Raw genomic sequence first — 15581 nt, forward strand, 5'->3', positions numbered from 1 at the left:
CATGGGACTGATCGTAGGAGCTTTACTTGCCACCGGAATCCTCACAGTTATTCGCGCCCTGTCCGCGCCGGACCGCTCGGGCTGGCGGGATCGCTCGGGCTGGCCTGCGCGTCAAAGAAAGCCGCGCATCACCATTCCCACACGCAGACTCGGGATAGCTCTGTGTTGCGGTCTTGGACTGGCCCTGGGTGCCTTGCTCACCACCGGTCATCCTTTCCTCGGCGTAGCCGGAGGAACGGTAGGAATATGGCTGCCATTCTGGCATGCTCGTCACACCGGGAGAAAAACCAGGGAAGCGCAGCGTCTGGCCTGGCCTGACCGTATCGATCAGCTGCTCTCTTCCCTGCGTGCCGGGCGCACTATCCCCGAAGCTCTTCTCTATCTCGCCACTCGGCCAGACGCCCCGCCCGCAATGCGCTCCTTCGCCACTCACCTGCAAACAACCGGAAGTATTGATGCCTCCCTGACCCGCCTCAAAGATTCCTTCCACGACCCGGTATCGGACCGGGTCCTCGAAATTCTCCGACTCGCGGTGCGCCACGGCGGCCACGATCTACCCCGCGTCCTGGAATCGCTCGCGGTATCCCTGCGCGCAGAAAACCGGGCCCGGGGTGAACTCCTCGCCCGGCAATCATGGACCGTTAACGGGGCACGGGTGGCCGCTCTTGCCCCGTGGCTCGTCCTCCTCCTGCTCTCCACCAGGCCGGGCACGATGGATGCCTTCACCTCGCCAACCGGCACCCTCATCCTCCTGCTTGGCCTGGGCGCCACACTGCTTGCCTACGGACTCATGCTCCACCTGGGCCGACTCCCCGAAGAACAACGAGTCCTGGCCGGCTCACCGGGATCTGCGCCGGGATCGGTTTCGAGATCCGCTCCGAGAGCCTTACCTACTACCTTGCCCACTGCTTCGCCAGCCGCCTCACAGGTCGGCTCGTCCTCGCCGCCCCGTCCCAGTCGCGCCCGGCGCGCCGCAGTATAGGACGGGACCGCTCCTATGCTTCTTCCCCTTCGCGCGTTTCTTCCTGCACCCCTCCCTGCACTTACCGGGAGTCTCTGCGCGGCCGGCCTCGTGCTCCTCGGCTGGTGGTGGCTCTGGCCAGGCCCCGCACTGGTTTCGCGCATCGTGCCCTACCTGGGCGGTGCCCGCCCGCGCCTGCCCCATCGCATTATCAGAATACTGTTGCGCGGCGCGGAAAAATTCGGTTCCACTCACGCATCGGTCACGGGCCGCCTCCACCGTTTAGGGGAGGGCGACGTCGCAGACTTCCGCTTTGCCCAATTACGCGCGGGAGTACTCGCGGGAGCGGTCGGTATCGTGTTCGGGCTAGCCTGCCTGGCCCGCGGATTACCCGCTGCGCTCGCGACCGCCTGCCCAGTGTTCTTCCTCATCGGCGCCATCCTCGGCGTGGACTCTCAGCTCACCGCGCGCCTGCGCCGCCGCGACGGCTCTATCACCACAGAACTTCCCGATATTGCCCACCTCCTGAGCATCGCGGTCGGGGCAGGTACCAGCATCGTGGGAGCTATTGAATATGTTGCGAGCTTCGCCGGCGGAACCCTGGGAAAAGAACTGCGGCGGACCCTCGGGGACGTCTACGCCGGAGACCCGCTTACCACCGCAGTGCGCCACCTTAACGAACGGGTACACAACCCGGCCTTGCAAAGCCTATGCGAAGCCTTAGTTGCCGCACTAGCCCACGGCTCTCCGCTCGCAGACACCTTGCGGGTACAAGCCGAAGAAGCACGAGATTATGCCCGCCGCCAGCTCCTCGAACGTGGAGGCCGCCGCGAAATCCTCATGATGATCCCCGTTGTTTTCCTCATCTTGCCCTTCATCGTGGTCATCGCCCTCTACCCGGGCCTGGCCCGACTCACCTTTCTTCCCCTCACCTCCCCATAAACCACCGCCACAACCAACCTATCTAGCGAAAGGAACTACTTATGCCAGTCAGCACGCACAGCGCGCTTATCCACCCTGATCTACCAGCCGCAACGTGGACCATTCCGGATTCTCGGGAACGCGGAGACGTGCCTGGCTGGGTACTTGTCACCCTCATGACCGTCGGCCTGGTGCTCGCCATCTGGGCGATAGCCGGCCCGGCCCTCACGAACCTCTTCTCCACCGCCATCGAACGCATCTCGAGTTTTTCATGACACCGATACCTGAACCCACAGCGCTGTTTTCCGGCAAGCCACTCCCCGCAGAGCATGTGTCCAGCGCGCCCTTTCCTCGCGCGCCAGATTCTGAACGCGGCAGTGCAGTCATCGATTTTTGCCTCCTCGCCGGGGGGATGGTCCTCGCCGCCCTGGCGCTTGCGGTTCTCGGATCCCGCGTCTTTGCAATCGAACAGATACGTGATTGCGCAGCACGGGCCGCTCGCGCGGGAGCGGTGCGCCAGCTCAGCCTGCCCGAGATAGCTGGCCAGGCCACCGCGGAGATCACCGCGCGCCTACCCGCCTGCCAGTGCACAGCCAGCGCGAGCACGATTCGCATCGGAGAAGAAGAATTCCTGCGGGTCGAAATCGCCGGAACATATTCCTCCCTCCTGGGAACACATCCAGTCAAGCTGCGAGCCCACGCACACGTCCTCACCGCTCGTAGGGCGCACACCCACCCTCCACCCGCGAAAGGATCACCGTTATGAAAAACCAGGTGAGGTACCGAAGCACCCGCGAAAAAGGAAACGGAACTCTGGAAGCCTTCGCTATCCTCGTTGTGCTTGTTCTCCCGCTCTTCATATTTACCGTGGAAAGCACCGGGATTAACCGCGCCCGCGCGGTCGCTGCGCAGGCAGCCCAGGAAGCAGCCCGCAGTTTCGCAACCGCGGACAACACGGCCAGTGGAACAGCGCGAGCTCGGGCGGTTGTTCACGCCGCGGTGAGCGATGCCGCGGTTAGCGGCGCCACCCTAAGCGGCGCGCCCCCGCGGATCTCCTGCTCCGCCCACCCGTGCCTAAGCCCGGGAGCACGTATCACCGTCACGGTCGGGGTCTCGGTTCCGCTCGTTTATTTTGGGCGCACTGTTCTTATCGAGCAGAGTGCCTCAACAACCGTGGATCGTTTTCGACAGGCGCGGCCGTGAACACCCTGGCGAAATCTCCGGCACTGCGGGCACGAGCAACACCCCGGGAACGCGGCAATATCCTCATCCTCGGCCTGGGAACCTGGGCGCTCAGCGCCCTACTGTGCTTGGGTTTTATCTACCTCGCCACCGTCCTCACCGCTCGGCACGCGCTCCAGGGGCAGGCCGATTCCGCCGCGCTCGCGATCAGCCAAGAGATCACTCGCGAATGCTATTTCAGCAGCGCGCCCCTGGCCGATTGTCATCCCAGCACCACCACCGTGCGCCAGCTCGCTGCCGCAACATGTCCCGCGGAGCGCGTGCTGCCAGATACCGGCGCGGATAGCGCCGGCGTCGTCGTCGCCCTGGAAAAAACGGTGCGGCTGCCGGTACTGGACCTGCCCGTTCCACTCCGCGCGCAGGCCCGGGCGCGCCTTGACCTGAGGTAGCCTTATGCCGTGAGTGATTTTTCCGAACGTCTTGACCATCTACGCAGTGTTTTTCACCAAATCGAAGCGGTGACCGATGTGGAGGGCCTCACCGCGCGTATCGCCGCGCTGACGGAAGAATCCTCCGCTCCCGGGCTCTGGGATGATACCGCCCGTGCCCAAGAAGTCACCTCGAAACTCTCCCACGCCCAAAGTGAACTGGAGAAACTTGAGACCATGCGCGCGCGTATCGAGGATGCCGGTGCGCTGCTCGAAATAGCGCAAGAAGAAGAGCTTTCAGATCCGGCTTCGGCTCGGGAACTCTACGAAGCGCTCGGCGAAGAAATGACAAGCACAGAAAAGGCGCTGGAAGAACTCCACATCCGCACCCTGCTCTCCGGCAAATACGATGAACGTGATGCCGTGGTAACTATTCGTTCCGGGGCCGGGGGAGTGGACGCGGCCGATTTCGCGCAGATGCTCCAACGCATGTACCTGCGCTGGGCCGAACGTAGCGGCTACGCCACCAAAGTGCTCGACACCTCCTACGCCGAAGAGGCCGGATTGAAATCGACCACCTTTGAGGTGAGCGCACCCTATGCCTATGGCACCCTCTCGGTGGAAGCGGGGACCCACCGGCTGGTGCGCATCTCGCCTTTTGATAACCAGGGCCGGCGCCAGACCTCCTTTGCCGCCGTCGAGGTTATTCCTCTTATCGAGCAAACTGACCATATCGATATTCCTGATACCGATATCCGCATTGATGTGTTCCGTTCCTCGGGGCCGGGCGGCCAATCCGTGAATACCACCGATTCTGCGGTACGTATCACCCACCTGCCCACCGGGATCGTGGTCTCGATGCAGGATGAGAAATCTCAGATTCAAAACCGGGCCGCCGCTATGCGGGTCTTGCAATCGCGCCTACTCCTGCTCAAACAGGAAGAGGAAGCACGCGAAAAGAAGGAACTACGCGGAGATATTAAGGCTTCGTGGGGGGATCAGATGCGGTCCTACGTGCTCCAGCCCTACCAGATGGTCAAGGATCTGCGTACCGGGTACGAATCGGGGAATACCGACGCTATTTTTGATGGTGATATTGACGGTTTTATCGACGCTGGTATCCGCTGGCGTGCCACGGGCGAAAAGGCAGGGGAAAAGACAAGTAATAACGTGGGGGAGTAGACGGTGAATAACGCGACCGCACCGCGCATACCGAGTAGTAAGGTGCACGAGCACGCGGCGGGTGCACGAGTGATTGACGCGTCTTTTGCGAGTACGCGGCGCGTCCCGCGCGATTTCACGGCCTGTTCCGTAGGGTAAAGCACGATAGTAGTAATCTAAGGGCAAGTTTATGATCACATTTACCAAGGTGACGAAGCTCTACCAGAAGGGCGCGAAACCCGCGCTGGACTCGGTAAGCGCGGATATTGACCGCGGCGAATTCGTTTTCCTCGTGGGTCCCTCCGGTTCGGGAAAGTCAACGATGCTTTCGCTCATCAACGTTGCCGAACGGCCAACATCCGGAAAAATTGAGGTGCTCGGCAAGGACCTCGCCACGGTCTCCCAGCGGCGTGTCCCCTTCCTGCGGCGCCGCATCGGTACGGTTTTCCAAGATTTCCGGCTCCTTCCCGATAAGAATGTTCACGACAACGTGGCGCTCGCGCTTCAGGTCATCGGGGCCCCGCGCCATCGCATCCGCACCGAAGTTCCGGAAGTACTGGAAATGGTGGGGTTGGATGGCAAGGAACGCCGCCGTATGAACGAACTTTCGGGCGGGGAACAGCAGCGCGTGGCCATTGCGCGCGCCATGGTCAACCGCCCCGAAATTCTCCTCGCTGACGAACCGACCGGAAACCTGGACCAAAACACCGGGCTGTCGATTATGCGCCTCCTGGACCGGATCAACCGCTCGGGAACCACGGTGGTTATGGCCACGCATGATGCCAGCGTCGTGAACCAGATGCGTAAGCGCGTCATTGAGCTGGCCAACGGCGTGATCGTTCGTGATCAGGATCGCGGCCAGTACGGAGGAGGGCAACACTAATGCGCAGTCGTTTCGTCCTGTCCCAAACATTCAAGGGACTTATCAATAACAAGGCGATGGCTGCCTCGGTTTCCCTCGTCACTTTCGTTTCCCTCCTTTTCGTGGGCGCGGCAGCGCTGCTCCAAACCCAGATCAGCCACCTACGTGCCGATTGGTACAGCCAGGTGGAAGTCTCGGTGTTCATGTGTGCGGCGAATGATGCTACCGAACCCTGCGCCGGTAACGAAGCCACCGACGAACAAATCAAAGCCATCGATACCGCCCTGACCACCGAACCGCTTGCTTCCCAGGTCGAACGTTACGAATTCGAAACCAAAGAAGAAGCCTTCGCAAACTACCGGGAACAAATGGGCGATTCGGTCTGGCGTGACACCGTCACAGCAGATCAAATGCAGGTTTCATTCCGCGTCAAATTGCACGACCCGGAAAAGTACCAGGTTCTTGTGGAAGACCTCGGTAACCGCCCCGGGGTGCAGAGTGTGTACGACCAGCGTGAACAAATAGAACCGGTTTTCGCCACCCTTAATCGCTTCACCGCGATTGCCGGCGGGCTGGCCGCGGTCATGATCCTCACCGCGCTTCTCCTCATCCCCACCACGATCCGGCTCTCGGCAATGTCGCGGCGTAACGAAACGGGGATTATGCGCTACGTGGGCGCCTCGAATTTCTTCATCGAACTGCCCTTCATCCTCGAAGGAATTATTGCCTCGCTTGTCGGCGCTATTTTTGCGGTCGGTGGGCTGTGGCTGGCAGCGAAATTCCTGCTCGAGGATTGGATTTCCCAGTCGCTGCCGTGGATTCGGGTGATCGGCGTGAGCGAGGCCCTCCAGGTGGCACCCTGGCTGCTCATTGGTTCAGTGCTGGTGTCCGGCTTGGCGTCCTGGATCGCTTTGCGCAGGTACGCACGCGTATAACGGAGGTGGGGCGACGGCGCCGCGGCGTCGTCGCCAAGCCTAACGGTACGGTCGCTAAAAGAGATACATATAGGAAAGGTGAACCGGTGAGAATCGGGAGCAGACGATGGTTGGGGGCGCTGGCTGCGGGGGCGCTGGGCGTTGCCGGGTTGGCGACGCCGGCGCGTGCCGATGACCGCGACGACCTCGTCCGCCAGCAAGAACAGCAGGAAGCCGAAATTGAGAATCTGCGTTCTTCCCTCGAGGGAGTGGACGTGGATCTGCAAAACGTTTACCTCAAGCTGCAAGAAACGCAGGCGCAGGTTCCCGGGGCGCAGGCCGCGTTATTGCAGGCGCAGAACGACGCCGCAGCAGCCCAGCGCGAACAAGAAAAAATCGGGGCGCGCCTGGATGCGGCCAAGGGCGAGCTTGATTCCATCACCACCTCGATTGCGCAAGGTGAGAAGAAACTGAGTGAAACTCGCGATAACCTCGGCGAGATTGCGCGTTCCGAATATCGCGGTGATAACCGGGTTTCCACCGTGGAGCTTCTGATCGGCGCAAAATCAAGCGCGGATTTCTTCAACGCGCTGTCCGCGAACCAGGCGATTACCCGGGTGCAATCCCAAACTCTCACCGACGTGACCCAAACAACGGCGGCGAACCGGACCCGTGCCCAGCGGCAAAAGGCAGTACAAGGGGAGATTTCCCAGCTCAAGAGCCAGGCGGATGCCGCGGTAGCGGAAAAGAAATCGAAAGAGGCAGCCGCCGCGGCCCGCACCAAGGAACTCGCGGACCTGGAAGCTTCTGTCACCCAGCAATCCCAAGCTCTGGAGGCGCGGCGCGGGGAATTCCAGAACTCGCTGTCGGCCATGAACGCGGCCCGCGATGATACCGCCGCGCAGATCGCCCGTATTGACGAGGAAAACCGGCGGCGCGCGGCGGAAGCAGCAGCCCAGGGCGGCGGGGGAGGTGCCCCGGCAGCACCCCCGGCAGCTTCGGGTGCGCTTATCCCGCCCGTGCCGGCCCCGCTGTACGTGACCTCGCCTTTCGGGATGCGTGTCTATCCCTTCGATGGCGGTTGGTGGATGCACGAAGGCGTGGACTTGCGTTCAGCCTGCGGTAATCCGCAATATGCGGCGGCAGCTGGCGTGGTCGCGGCGGTACGCCCGGCCTCAGGTAACGGCACACACGGCAACCAGGTCATCCTTAACCTCGGCTATATTAACGGCTCGTCCTACGTGGTGGTTTACAATCATCTTTCCGGCTTCAATGTATCCGTGGGGCAGAGCGTGGGCCAGGGCGATGTGATCGGCTGGACCGGCATGACGGGCATGGTCACCGGTTGCCACGTACACTTTGAGGTGTGGCAGGACGGCGTGGTTATCGACCCGATGTCCCTGCCTGGATTCTACGAATAGCGTGCGGGGCAGCCCGGCTTAGGGCGGCTAGCCCGGCGGCCCGGCACTTTGGCCGCTCCAGTAACAGTGGCTATCCCGGTGCGCTGGCGTAGCCAAGCGCGCAACCACGAATCGACGAAGAGGATATCATGACACAAGCACACGGCTCGACCGATCCCGCTCCCACCACCGACGCAGCCTCAACCGCACGTGACACCGCGCCGGGCGTTTCTAGTACGACGCCGCCGCAACAGCCAGGTAGCTCACTCGGCACGGATAAGCCGGCCGGGGCGGTTACCCAGCCCGGAGAAACGGAGAAGGGAGCTCCGGCTGGTGAGGGCGCAGTTGCTCCGACTGCGGGGCAAGCGCCAGCTGCGGCGAAGAAGAAGCAGAAAACTGACGTGAGCAAGTATTCGCGCCGGCAATTGGAGAAGCGCTACGCGCGCGGGCAGCGTAAGGCCACCGCATACGAGGTGCTCACCGGGGTGCTGGGGCTGGTACTCGCCTGGTTTGTTTGGGATCGGGCTGCTATCACCGATTCGCCTTACGCGGTGGGAACGTTGCTTTTCGCGGTTGGTTTCGCGGCGCTCATTGTGTTGGCGATGGTACGCCGCATGATTAATACGATTGCCACGCGGCGGGGAATCGCGGTTGCCGGGGTAGCTACCGGCGTGACTACTTTTGTTATTGGATTGATTATCACCTTGACGGTGAATACCGATGCGGCAGCTGCGCCGTCGTTCTTCACCGATCATCTGCTGGACGTGAGCGCGCCAGCGGTGGTACTGCTGGCCGGAACCCTGATTTTTGTGTGGTTCCTCATCACTGACCGGCGTGAGCTCAAGGATTAGAACGGAGAAGCCCGCGTGGCGAAGAAAAAAGAAGGAAAGCTGAGCGCGGCCCAGCAGGCGAAAGCGGCGGCCGATGCGCATCAGGTGATCGCGCGCAATAAGAAGGCGCGCCATGATTATTTCATTGAGGACACCTTTGAGGCGGGGATGTCGCTGTCTGGAACCGAGGTGAAGGCGCTGCGCATGGGCCGGGCCTCGCTGGTGGACGGCTGGATTGAGGTGGATCGCGGGCAGGTGTACGCGCACGGGATCAATATACCGATTTACGCCATGGGAACGTGGACGAATCACGCGCCCACCCGCAAGCGGCGCCTGCTGCTGCACAAATCGGAGATCGAGAAGCTGGCGCGGGCGGTCGAGGCGAAGGGCTATACGATCGTGCCCCTCGAGCTGTATTTCGTGCGCGGGCTGGCCAAGCTGGAAATCGCGGTGGCTAAGGGCAAGCAGGAATGGGATAAGCGCGAGACGATCCGCCGGCGCGAAGCGGATCGGGAGGCGCAGCGGGCGATGTCTGCCGCCCGGCGCCGCGAAGGGCTGGTGCGGTAGCCGGGCTCACGGATATATGACGGGTATCGCGGTACGCTACCCGGGAATGCCGATTTCATCGAGCCGCTGGGATAATGCGAGCGCGCTAACGAGATAATCTGCTAGTTTCTTGGAACCCGCGGTACCCGCACAGCCAGTACAGAGAGCTTCTTCGAGCAGGGTACTTGTGCCGCGTAGTTCGTCGGCATATATCCCAAGAGCATCTGCAATGAGTGTTGCCTCGATGTAGCTTGCTGAGCGGTCTCCTGTTTCGATGGCGTTGATTGTTCCCAGGGACAGACCGCAGGCCGTAGCTAGATCACTTTGCGACATTCCGACGCGTGTCCGAGCTGAGATGATGCGTTCGCCTATTTCGGATTTGCTAGTGCCCATGGTGAATCACTCTCCTGCTATCAGATACTACCGATCCAGAATAAAATGAGCACCCGCGCCGGAAAACCGGAGCGGGTGCTCATCATAAGTGGAGATGCCGGGAATCGAACCCGGGTCCGACGATAGCCAAAGGAGTATTCTCCGGGCGCAGTTCGTTGATAGTTGTTTTCGGCTCCAGGGTTCCACACGAACCAGGCCCTGACGAACCTATCTATGTTGGTGTCGCGAGCACGCCCGTAGCAAACGTACTCACCAGTGGCTTTCTCAACGATGCTGAGGTCTAGGCGGAAAGCACACCTAGTTCAGCAGATTTCGCAGGTCGCTTAGCTTAGGCAGCGAGGGCGAAATCGGTGCTCTTGTTCTTGGCACCTATTGGTTTGCAGAGAGCGTTATCGAGGTGACTCTACATCCTCGGCCCGCTTCCCTCCGACTAACTACCGCCGTCGAAACCGATCATCCCCGTATGCTGTTATCAAACAGTTCCACCCGCCCGGCATTCAACGCCGGTAACGCGGTGGATTCATCAGTCTACAACGCGACCGCCGCGCGCGCTATTCCCACCGCTATGTAAAGAGGTACGAATTCTATTTCGGAGTGCGAATCTGTACCTATTTTTGAATTCTTGACGTCGATGTATTGGAGAGGGGAGCAGCTTTAGGTGGAGATGCCGGGAATCGAATCCAGGTCGGGCGCTAGTCACAGGAGTCTTCTCCGGCCGGCTTCACGCTTCCACCCACGCCTCATCCACATCCAGCACGAACCACCGGTGCAGGCTGTCAATGAAGTGGATCGCAGAGCCGCGGGATCCGGCGGGGTAATAGGGGAGCACGGCATCGGCTGCATGTTGTACCTGGCAGCGGGTGATTTCGCGGTAGCCGTTGCTCGTATCCGCTAGCGCACAGATAGTTTCGTCATAATCACCGTAGGCCAGCACACGATTTCCCGAAACCGCCAAACCTCTCAGCCGCGGTATTTCCTTACGGGTATCAACAATTCGGGTAATCCGATCTCCCGTTATCGTAACCAGCGGGAAATCGGAGTAGAGGCAAATAATCGTCTGCTCATCGGTGCAGTTCATGGCATAGCAATCGGCAATAAAGGTCAGGCGGGCCAGCTCCTCACCGAACTCCGGTTCCACGTCGTGCCAGTCGGGGTACAGCCATTCCGCTTGCAGCTTGCTATTCCAGCGGCAGAGCCCGCAAAATCCAATCGCGAGGTTCTCCGCTTCGCCGCTTTTCTCCCCGCGGACTCCAAAATCCCAGCCGAAGTTACCGAGAATTCTTTCATCGAAATAACTTGTCCAGATGCTGCCATCACCGAGGGCCTGCACATCTTGGATGCCATCACCGAGCACCCCGGATCGCACCAGTTCCCCGTCCGCTGTATAGATGTAGGCGTTGTGTGTGGCTTCATGCCGGTCGCTGGACCACCGGCATCGCGCGCCGACGGCCAGGAACGTACCGTCAGGCAAGTATTGGATATCGGGAACGGAAACGGGCAGATCGACGGGTGTCGATGCGATGCGCACTGTCCCATCAGATCTTCGACCTTTCCCTCGCTTCACTTTTTCACGCTAAGGTACGACGACGCTGTACATTTCACCGCTACTCATCCGGCCACACGTCGTTGATATCCAGGGTTATCCAGACGCCATCCTCATCAATATCGTGGATGGTAGGTCCAATGTAATTCGAAGATGAGAACGAGTCGGTATCGAATTCCTTCGGATAGCGTAGCTCACAGTTCTCAACTACTCGGTACCCGTCGCTGATATCAATGAGTGTGATAATCGGTTTACCACGCCAGGACCAAATAAGGACGCGGTCACCGGAGATTGCCACGCCGGGCACACCTTCGAAATCTCCTTCGGTGTCGATATACCTGGTGATTTCGTGATTCTCAATCGTAATAATGGAACACGATGTACTTGGGAGAACAACTGTCTGATCCACGTCAAAATTCATGGAGGACATGTGGAACATCGATGCATAGAAAGCGCCTCGATCACCGAATCGCGGGCGTAGTTCTTCCATGGTGGGATAAACCCATATCGGTTCCAGTTCACTATTCCAATGAATGAGTCCGGTGACCTCAAATGGTTCACGATAGTGCAGATTGGGTGCGTTGCTCGGGAATTGCGGATCCCAACCAAGGTTGTCACCTATGCCTTCGTCGAAGTAGCTGGTCCAGAAGGTTCCATCGCTCAGCGCTTGAACCTTGTTTATTGCATCCCCAACAGTTCCGCTTCTAATCAGCTTGCCTTCGAAATCGTAGATAAAAGCGTTGTGATTAGCATGGTTCTCCTCTGCGTACCACCTCCATCGCCCTCCGACAATAAGAAAAGCTCCCGAAGGCAAGGATTGGATACTGGGGAAACAGACGGGGAATCGAAAAATAGGTGTTTTCTGGATAATCTTGCCGTCGGCATTATGCCGCGTTAGCAGGGCATCAACGACTCCGTCGATATATGCGTTGGCGGTACAACCGCCGTTTGACCGCCCGAAAAACTTGTGCCAATCCTCGTCAGTGCTCCAGATCGCCACCGGTAAACCGTCGTAGCTAATAGAGGCCTCCACAAGCGCAGCTCCGATAACCGGCGGTTCCAGCGTGGCTTGATATTTAGGAATGACGATGCGCATTTCTTGGGACATACCCCAGTTTCTCACATCCAGTTTTTCCGCGCCATCGTGGCATATGTGCTGGTGAGGGAAGTGGCTGCGTCGTCGTACTAGAGCCGTGGGACTTAGTTCCCGTAATGGCCGCGCACCGCATAAGCGATGATGAAACAAGCAGCCGCGCGAAAATACGAAAACACGCCTTTTCGCGGCCGGAATGCGGCGATGAAGACGTCGCGCGCACCGGGCATGGCTGAGCCGATGGAGGGAAGAAATATGACGCATCTACGTAAACTCGGCGCGATGGCCGTTGCGCTTCTGCTGGGCTTGCTGGGTATCACAGCTTACTCGCAGGCCCAACCGGTCGATAGCCCGGTCGCGCGGGTAGCTTGCCCGGCTAAGGAGCACCCAGATTTCATCACCTTGGAACTGTGGGGAACCCAGTACACTCGCGATGCGGAAGGTAACCTGCAAAAGGAATTACCCAAGGAAACCATCAAATACGCAGTGTTCAAGGTGTACCAGGATCGCAGCGAGCAGCTCTGGATCAATCCACGTTATGAAGCCAGCAAGCATGAATACGAGGTCGTTAATTACCCCTCAACGGTCGATGAGTGGAATTTTACGTTCAGTGTCCCCAGGTATGAACTTGCCGGCCCTACCTGGACCGATAATGAAGTCGAATATAACATCACCGAAATTCCTACCCCCGGGTACCGCAGCGATGCTGACCTGAATCCGGATGGTACATTCCGGTTCACCAATACCTTGGCTACGGATGTCTCGGCAACGAAGGCGTGGCAGGATGACGATAACGCTAAGCAGACACGCCCGGAGAACATCACTTTCGTGCTGCTGGGGGACGGTAAGGAAGTTGCTCGTAAGACTGTTGGCGCGGCGGAAGGCTGGAAGGCAACCTTCGCTGACGTGGACAAGTGCGCGGATGGCTACCTCATCAATTACACGATTGTGGAGGAGTCTGTTGACGGGTATACCTCGACCGTGGCGGGCAATATGACGGACGGATTCGTGGTGACGAACTCTATCGTGCCCCCGCCTCCGACACCAACTCCCACGCCTACCGAATCGGAGACTCCTACGCCCACGCCAACCCCGTCGGTTCCGGCAACAACCCCGCCGGTTCCCTCGCAAACTCCCACGCCTACAACCACACCTACACCTCGGGAGCAGCTCGTGAAAACGGGAACCTCTATGGCCGGCCCAGCGCTGACGCTGGCGGGTATCGCGTGCATGGCAGCGGGAGGGGTGATGGTGGTACGACGGCGCAGCTAAGCACCTTGTACTCGACACATTAATGTGACTCATTGTGGGGCGGCGACGCCATAAAGTCGCCGCCCCACACTATTGCGCCCGCCAATCTCCGTGCGCCATTCCACCACATCCACCCGTAAGGTCTCTTCACAAACGAACTTTTTAGTGACATAGTGGCTTGGTGATGGGGGCGCAGGTGCCCCGTTCAGTCTCGCTCACCGCGGCATCCGCCGCATCGATGACTGAAAAAACAATCACGTTTCATCAATAACTACAAAGGAGTAACCGTATGTCGATTCGCGTTGCCATTGTGGGAGTAGGTAATTGTGCGTCTTCGCTGGTGCAGGGCGTGACCTACTACCACGGCGCATCTGAAAGCGAAACGGTCCCGGGCCTGATGCATGTGGTATTTGGCGATTACCATATCCGCGATATTGAGTTCGTTGCGGCCTTCGACGTCGATGCCAAGAAAGTCGGCGCCGACCTGGCCACCGCGATCAACGCTAGCGAAAATAACACAATTAAAATCTGCGATGTGGCACCCACCGGAGTGGAGGTGCTGCGTGGCCCCACATTGGATGGCCTGGGGGAGTACTACCGCGCCACCATTACCGAATCCGATGCCGAACCCGTTGATGTGGTGGCCGCGCTTAAGGATGCGCGGGCCGATGTGCTGGTCTCCTACCTCCCGGTCGGCTCCGAAGAAGCCGCAAAGTTCTACGCGCAGGCCGCCCTTGATGCGGGCGTCGCCATGATTAACTGCATGCCGGTGTTCATTGCCTCCAACCCAGAGTGGGCCCAGAAGTTTACGGACGCGGGCGTGCCAATTGTGGGTGACGATATTAAGAGCCAGATCGGTGCGACTATCACCCACCGGGTACTCGCTCGCCTTTTTGAAGAGCGCGGGATTTCTCTTGACCATACTTACCAGCTCAACGTGGGTGGCAATATGGACTTCAAGAATATGTTGCAGCGTTCGCGCCTGGAATCAAAGAAAATTTCTAAAACCCAGGCCGTCACCAGCAATATCACCCAGCAGCTCGACCCGCATGATATCCACGTGGGGCCCTCGGATTGGGTTCCGTGGCTCGAGGATCGCAAATTTGCTTTCGTGCGCCTGGAAGGGCGTAACTTCGGTGATATCCCTGTCAAGCTGGAATACAAGCTCGAGGTCTGGGATTCCCCGAACTCCGCCGGCGTGGTCATCGACGCGATCCGTGCCGCCAAGATCGCCCTTGATCGCGGTATCGGTGGCCCGCTGCTCTCCGCCAGTGCCTATTTCATGAAGTCGCCGGCGCAGCAGCTTCCCGATGAAGAAGCTCGCGCGGCGGTGGAGGCTTTCATCCGCGGGGAAGTGGAGCGTTAAGCCCCGCCTCGGAATAGCTGGTACTCGGCTCAATAAACGTGGCGGCCGTTTCCCCGCGGGGAGCGGCCGCCACCGTTGTGTGCCGCTGTGTAACGATTTTTGCCGAGCTTGCGTCTGTACAGGTGGGTACGACGGCGCAGCTCACCGGCCCACAGCTATCCGAGCCGGCATCGGTGTTCTATCGGGTTTATGCTCCCGTATTTGCCTTCACGTCGGCTTCCACCTCAGCATCCATTTTCATGACATTCCGTGCTTGCTTAATGAGCAGAGCTTGGAGGGGGAGCCGTCCGTAAGCAATAGCCTTGAGCGGCCAGGGCTGATTCCGCCACTGCTGGGCCATATAGATATTCGCTGGGAAAACGGCGAGGAACAGCGCGATGGCCGCCGCTCCGCCGAGCTTGCGGGTGCGGCGCTGCGCAATGAGTCCGGCTGTGACCAATTCGGCCACCCCGGAGGCCAGCGTGTAGGCCCGCGGTTCGCCGGGAAGCTGGGGTGGGATGATCGAGTCGAAGGGCCTGGGAGTAACGAAGTGCAGCGCTCCCATGGTGGTGAGGAGCCCGGTAAGGAGCTGCGGATCTTTGCGTGACATAACTTGATCGTAAACCCGGTCGTGGACTCGTTCAACTACTCCCGGAGTGTGCCCAGCGGCTGAACACCGACTATCACGCCGAATTTGTCGCTAGACAACCATGGACATATTACGTACTTTTCGTCAATTATCGTGTGGTGC

The 15581-nt window shown here is 59.5% G+C and carries 18 protein-coding genes and 1 other RNA gene; 14 read left to right on the forward strand and 5 right to left on the reverse strand.

All coding sequences use genetic code 11. The annotated features are described in order from the left end of the window. Position 1: 1 nt before the first annotated feature. The 12 genes from AC5RK6_RS02695 (at position 2) to smpB (ending at position 9226) form a co-directional block, all read left to right on the forward strand. Positions 2 to 982, forward strand: a complete 981-nt coding sequence (locus tag AC5RK6_RS02695; RefSeq protein WP_435730705.1) for a type II secretion system F family protein — start codon at positions 2 to 4, stop codon at positions 980 to 982. Positions 983 to 997: 15 nt separating this feature from the next. Beyond that, positions 998 to 1903, forward strand: a complete 906-nt coding sequence (locus AC5RK6_RS02700; RefSeq protein WP_435730706.1) for a type II secretion system F family protein — start codon at positions 998 to 1000, stop codon at positions 1901 to 1903. 41 nt (positions 1904 to 1944) lie between these two features. Beyond that, complete coding sequence (locus AC5RK6_RS02705; RefSeq protein ID WP_435730707.1) at positions 1945 to 2157, forward strand: hypothetical protein; 213 nt, start codon at positions 1945 to 1947, stop codon at positions 2155 to 2157. Then, on the forward strand, positions 2154 to 2648 hold the full coding sequence (locus AC5RK6_RS02710) for a hypothetical protein (protein ID WP_435730708.1): 495 nt from the start codon (positions 2154 to 2156) through the stop codon (positions 2646 to 2648). Before AC5RK6_RS02705 ends, AC5RK6_RS02710 begins: the two co-directional genes overlap by 4 nt. Beyond that, positions 2645 to 3085, forward strand: coding sequence for a hypothetical protein (locus AC5RK6_RS02715; protein WP_435730709.1), 441 nt, complete (start codon positions 2645 to 2647; stop codon positions 3083 to 3085). The genes AC5RK6_RS02710 and AC5RK6_RS02715 overlap by 4 nt, the downstream gene beginning before the upstream one ends. Continuing rightward, positions 3082 to 3513, forward strand: coding sequence for a hypothetical protein (locus AC5RK6_RS02720; protein ID WP_274735634.1), 432 nt, complete (start codon positions 3082 to 3084; stop codon positions 3511 to 3513). The genes AC5RK6_RS02715 and AC5RK6_RS02720 overlap by 4 nt, the downstream gene beginning before the upstream one ends. Before the next feature lie 9 nt (positions 3514 to 3522). Continuing rightward, positions 3523 to 4674, forward strand: coding sequence for a peptide chain release factor 2 (gene prfB / locus AC5RK6_RS02725; RefSeq protein WP_274735633.1), 1152 nt, complete (start codon positions 3523 to 3525; stop codon positions 4672 to 4674). 169 nt (positions 4675 to 4843) lie between these two features. Then, on the forward strand, positions 4844 to 5536 hold the full coding sequence (ftsE, locus tag AC5RK6_RS02730; RefSeq protein ID WP_016442972.1) for a cell division ATP-binding protein FtsE: 693 nt from the start codon (positions 4844 to 4846) through the stop codon (positions 5534 to 5536). Continuing rightward, positions 5536 to 6450 (forward strand): permease-like cell division protein FtsX, encoded by a 915-nt coding sequence (gene ftsX / locus AC5RK6_RS02735; protein ID WP_274735628.1) that lies wholly within the window; start codon positions 5536 to 5538, stop codon positions 6448 to 6450. Before ftsE ends, ftsX begins: the two co-directional genes overlap by 1 nt. Before the next feature lie 86 nt (positions 6451 to 6536). Beyond that, a complete protein-coding gene (locus AC5RK6_RS02740; RefSeq protein ID WP_155875951.1) occupies positions 6537 to 7850 on the forward strand; it encodes a M23 family metallopeptidase in 1314 nt (437 codons plus the stop codon). A gap of 128 nt (positions 7851 to 7978) precedes the next feature. Then, entirely contained in the window at positions 7979 to 8680 is a 702-nt protein-coding gene (locus tag AC5RK6_RS02745) for a hypothetical protein (RefSeq protein WP_284898669.1), read from the forward strand. Between the two features lie 15 nt (positions 8681 to 8695). After that, positions 8696 to 9226 (forward strand): SsrA-binding protein SmpB, encoded by a 531-nt coding sequence (gene smpB / locus AC5RK6_RS02750; RefSeq protein WP_026429507.1) that lies wholly within the window; start codon positions 8696 to 8698, stop codon positions 9224 to 9226. 36 nt (positions 9227 to 9262) lie between these two features. Here the strand turns inward: smpB and AC5RK6_RS02755 are convergent, their stop codons facing one another. The 4 genes from AC5RK6_RS02755 to AC5RK6_RS02770 form a co-directional block, all read right to left on the reverse strand. Next, positions 9263 to 9598, reverse strand: coding sequence for a helix-turn-helix domain-containing protein (locus tag AC5RK6_RS02755; RefSeq protein WP_394532354.1), 336 nt, complete (start codon positions 9596 to 9598; stop codon positions 9263 to 9265). Between the two features lie 86 nt (positions 9599 to 9684). Beyond that, positions 9685 to 10059: a transfer-messenger RNA gene (gene ssrA, locus AC5RK6_RS02760) on the reverse strand. Between the two features lie 260 nt (positions 10060 to 10319). Next, positions 10320 to 11126 carry a YxiH-YxzG fusion protein gene (locus AC5RK6_RS02765; RefSeq protein ID WP_394532353.1) on the reverse strand — a complete coding sequence of 269 codons (807 nt, stop codon included), beginning with the start codon at positions 11124 to 11126 and terminating at the stop codon, positions 10320 to 10322. Positions 11127 to 11202: 76 nt separating this feature from the next. Then, positions 11203 to 12249 (reverse strand): hypothetical protein, encoded by a 1047-nt coding sequence (locus tag AC5RK6_RS02770; RefSeq protein ID WP_394532351.1) that lies wholly within the window; start codon positions 12247 to 12249, stop codon positions 11203 to 11205. 240 nt (positions 12250 to 12489) lie between these two features. On the opposite strand from AC5RK6_RS02770, the gene AC5RK6_RS02775 reads away from it, so the two are divergent. Together AC5RK6_RS02775 and AC5RK6_RS02780 are read left to right on the forward strand one after the other, a co-directional pair. Continuing rightward, positions 12490 to 13506 (forward strand): Cna B-type domain-containing protein, encoded by a 1017-nt coding sequence (locus AC5RK6_RS02775; RefSeq protein ID WP_435730710.1) that lies wholly within the window; start codon positions 12490 to 12492, stop codon positions 13504 to 13506. 268 nt (positions 13507 to 13774) lie between these two features. Beyond that, entirely contained in the window at positions 13775 to 14851 is a 1077-nt protein-coding gene (locus tag AC5RK6_RS02780; RefSeq protein WP_394532347.1) for an inositol-3-phosphate synthase, read from the forward strand. Positions 14852 to 15038: 187 nt separating this feature from the next. On the opposite strand, the gene AC5RK6_RS02785 is transcribed toward AC5RK6_RS02780, so the two are convergent. Next, positions 15039 to 15440, reverse strand: coding sequence for a DoxX family protein (locus tag AC5RK6_RS02785; protein ID WP_394532345.1), 402 nt, complete (start codon positions 15438 to 15440; stop codon positions 15039 to 15041). Positions 15441 to 15581 lie beyond the last annotated feature (141 nt).

The sequence above is a fragment of the Actinotignum sp. usb-actsch-213 genome, assembly GCF_059085665.1.

Coding starts and splice junctions, on each gene's coding strand:
- ftsX (WP_274735628.1), top strand. CDS start 5,536: ATGCGCAGTCGTTTCGTCCTGTCCCAAACATTCAAGGGACTTATCAAT.
- AC5RK6_RS02780 (WP_394532347.1), top strand. CDS start 13,775: ATGTCGATTCGCGTTGCCATTGTGGGAGTAGGTAATTGTGCGTCTTCG.
- AC5RK6_RS02710 (WP_435730708.1), top strand. CDS start 2,154: ATGACACCGATACCTGAACCCACAGCGCTGTTTTCCGGCAAGCCACTC.
- ftsE (WP_016442972.1), top strand. CDS start 4,844: ATGATCACATTTACCAAGGTGACGAAGCTCTACCAGAAGGGCGCGAAA.
- AC5RK6_RS02695 (WP_435730705.1), top strand. CDS start 2: ATGGGACTGATCGTAGGAGCTTTACTTGCCACCGGAATCCTCACAGTT.
- AC5RK6_RS02715 (WP_435730709.1), top strand. CDS start 2,645: ATGAAAAACCAGGTGAGGTACCGAAGCACCCGCGAAAAAGGAAACGGA.
- AC5RK6_RS02745 (WP_284898669.1), top strand. CDS start 7,979: ATGACACAAGCACACGGCTCGACCGATCCCGCTCCCACCACCGACGCA.
- AC5RK6_RS02775 (WP_435730710.1), top strand. CDS start 12,490: ATGACGCATCTACGTAAACTCGGCGCGATGGCCGTTGCGCTTCTGCTG.
- AC5RK6_RS02700 (WP_435730706.1), top strand. CDS start 998: ATGCTTCTTCCCCTTCGCGCGTTTCTTCCTGCACCCCTCCCTGCACTT.
- AC5RK6_RS02705 (WP_435730707.1), top strand. CDS start 1,945: ATGCCAGTCAGCACGCACAGCGCGCTTATCCACCCTGATCTACCAGCC.
- AC5RK6_RS02770 (WP_394532351.1), bottom strand. CDS start 12,249: ATGTCCCAAGAAATGCGCATCGTCATTCCTAAATATCAAGCCACGCTG.
- AC5RK6_RS02785 (WP_394532345.1), bottom strand. CDS start 15,440: ATGTCACGCAAAGATCCGCAGCTCCTTACCGGGCTCCTCACCACCATG.
- AC5RK6_RS02755 (WP_394532354.1), bottom strand. CDS start 9,598: ATGGGCACTAGCAAATCCGAAATAGGCGAACGCATCATCTCAGCTCGG.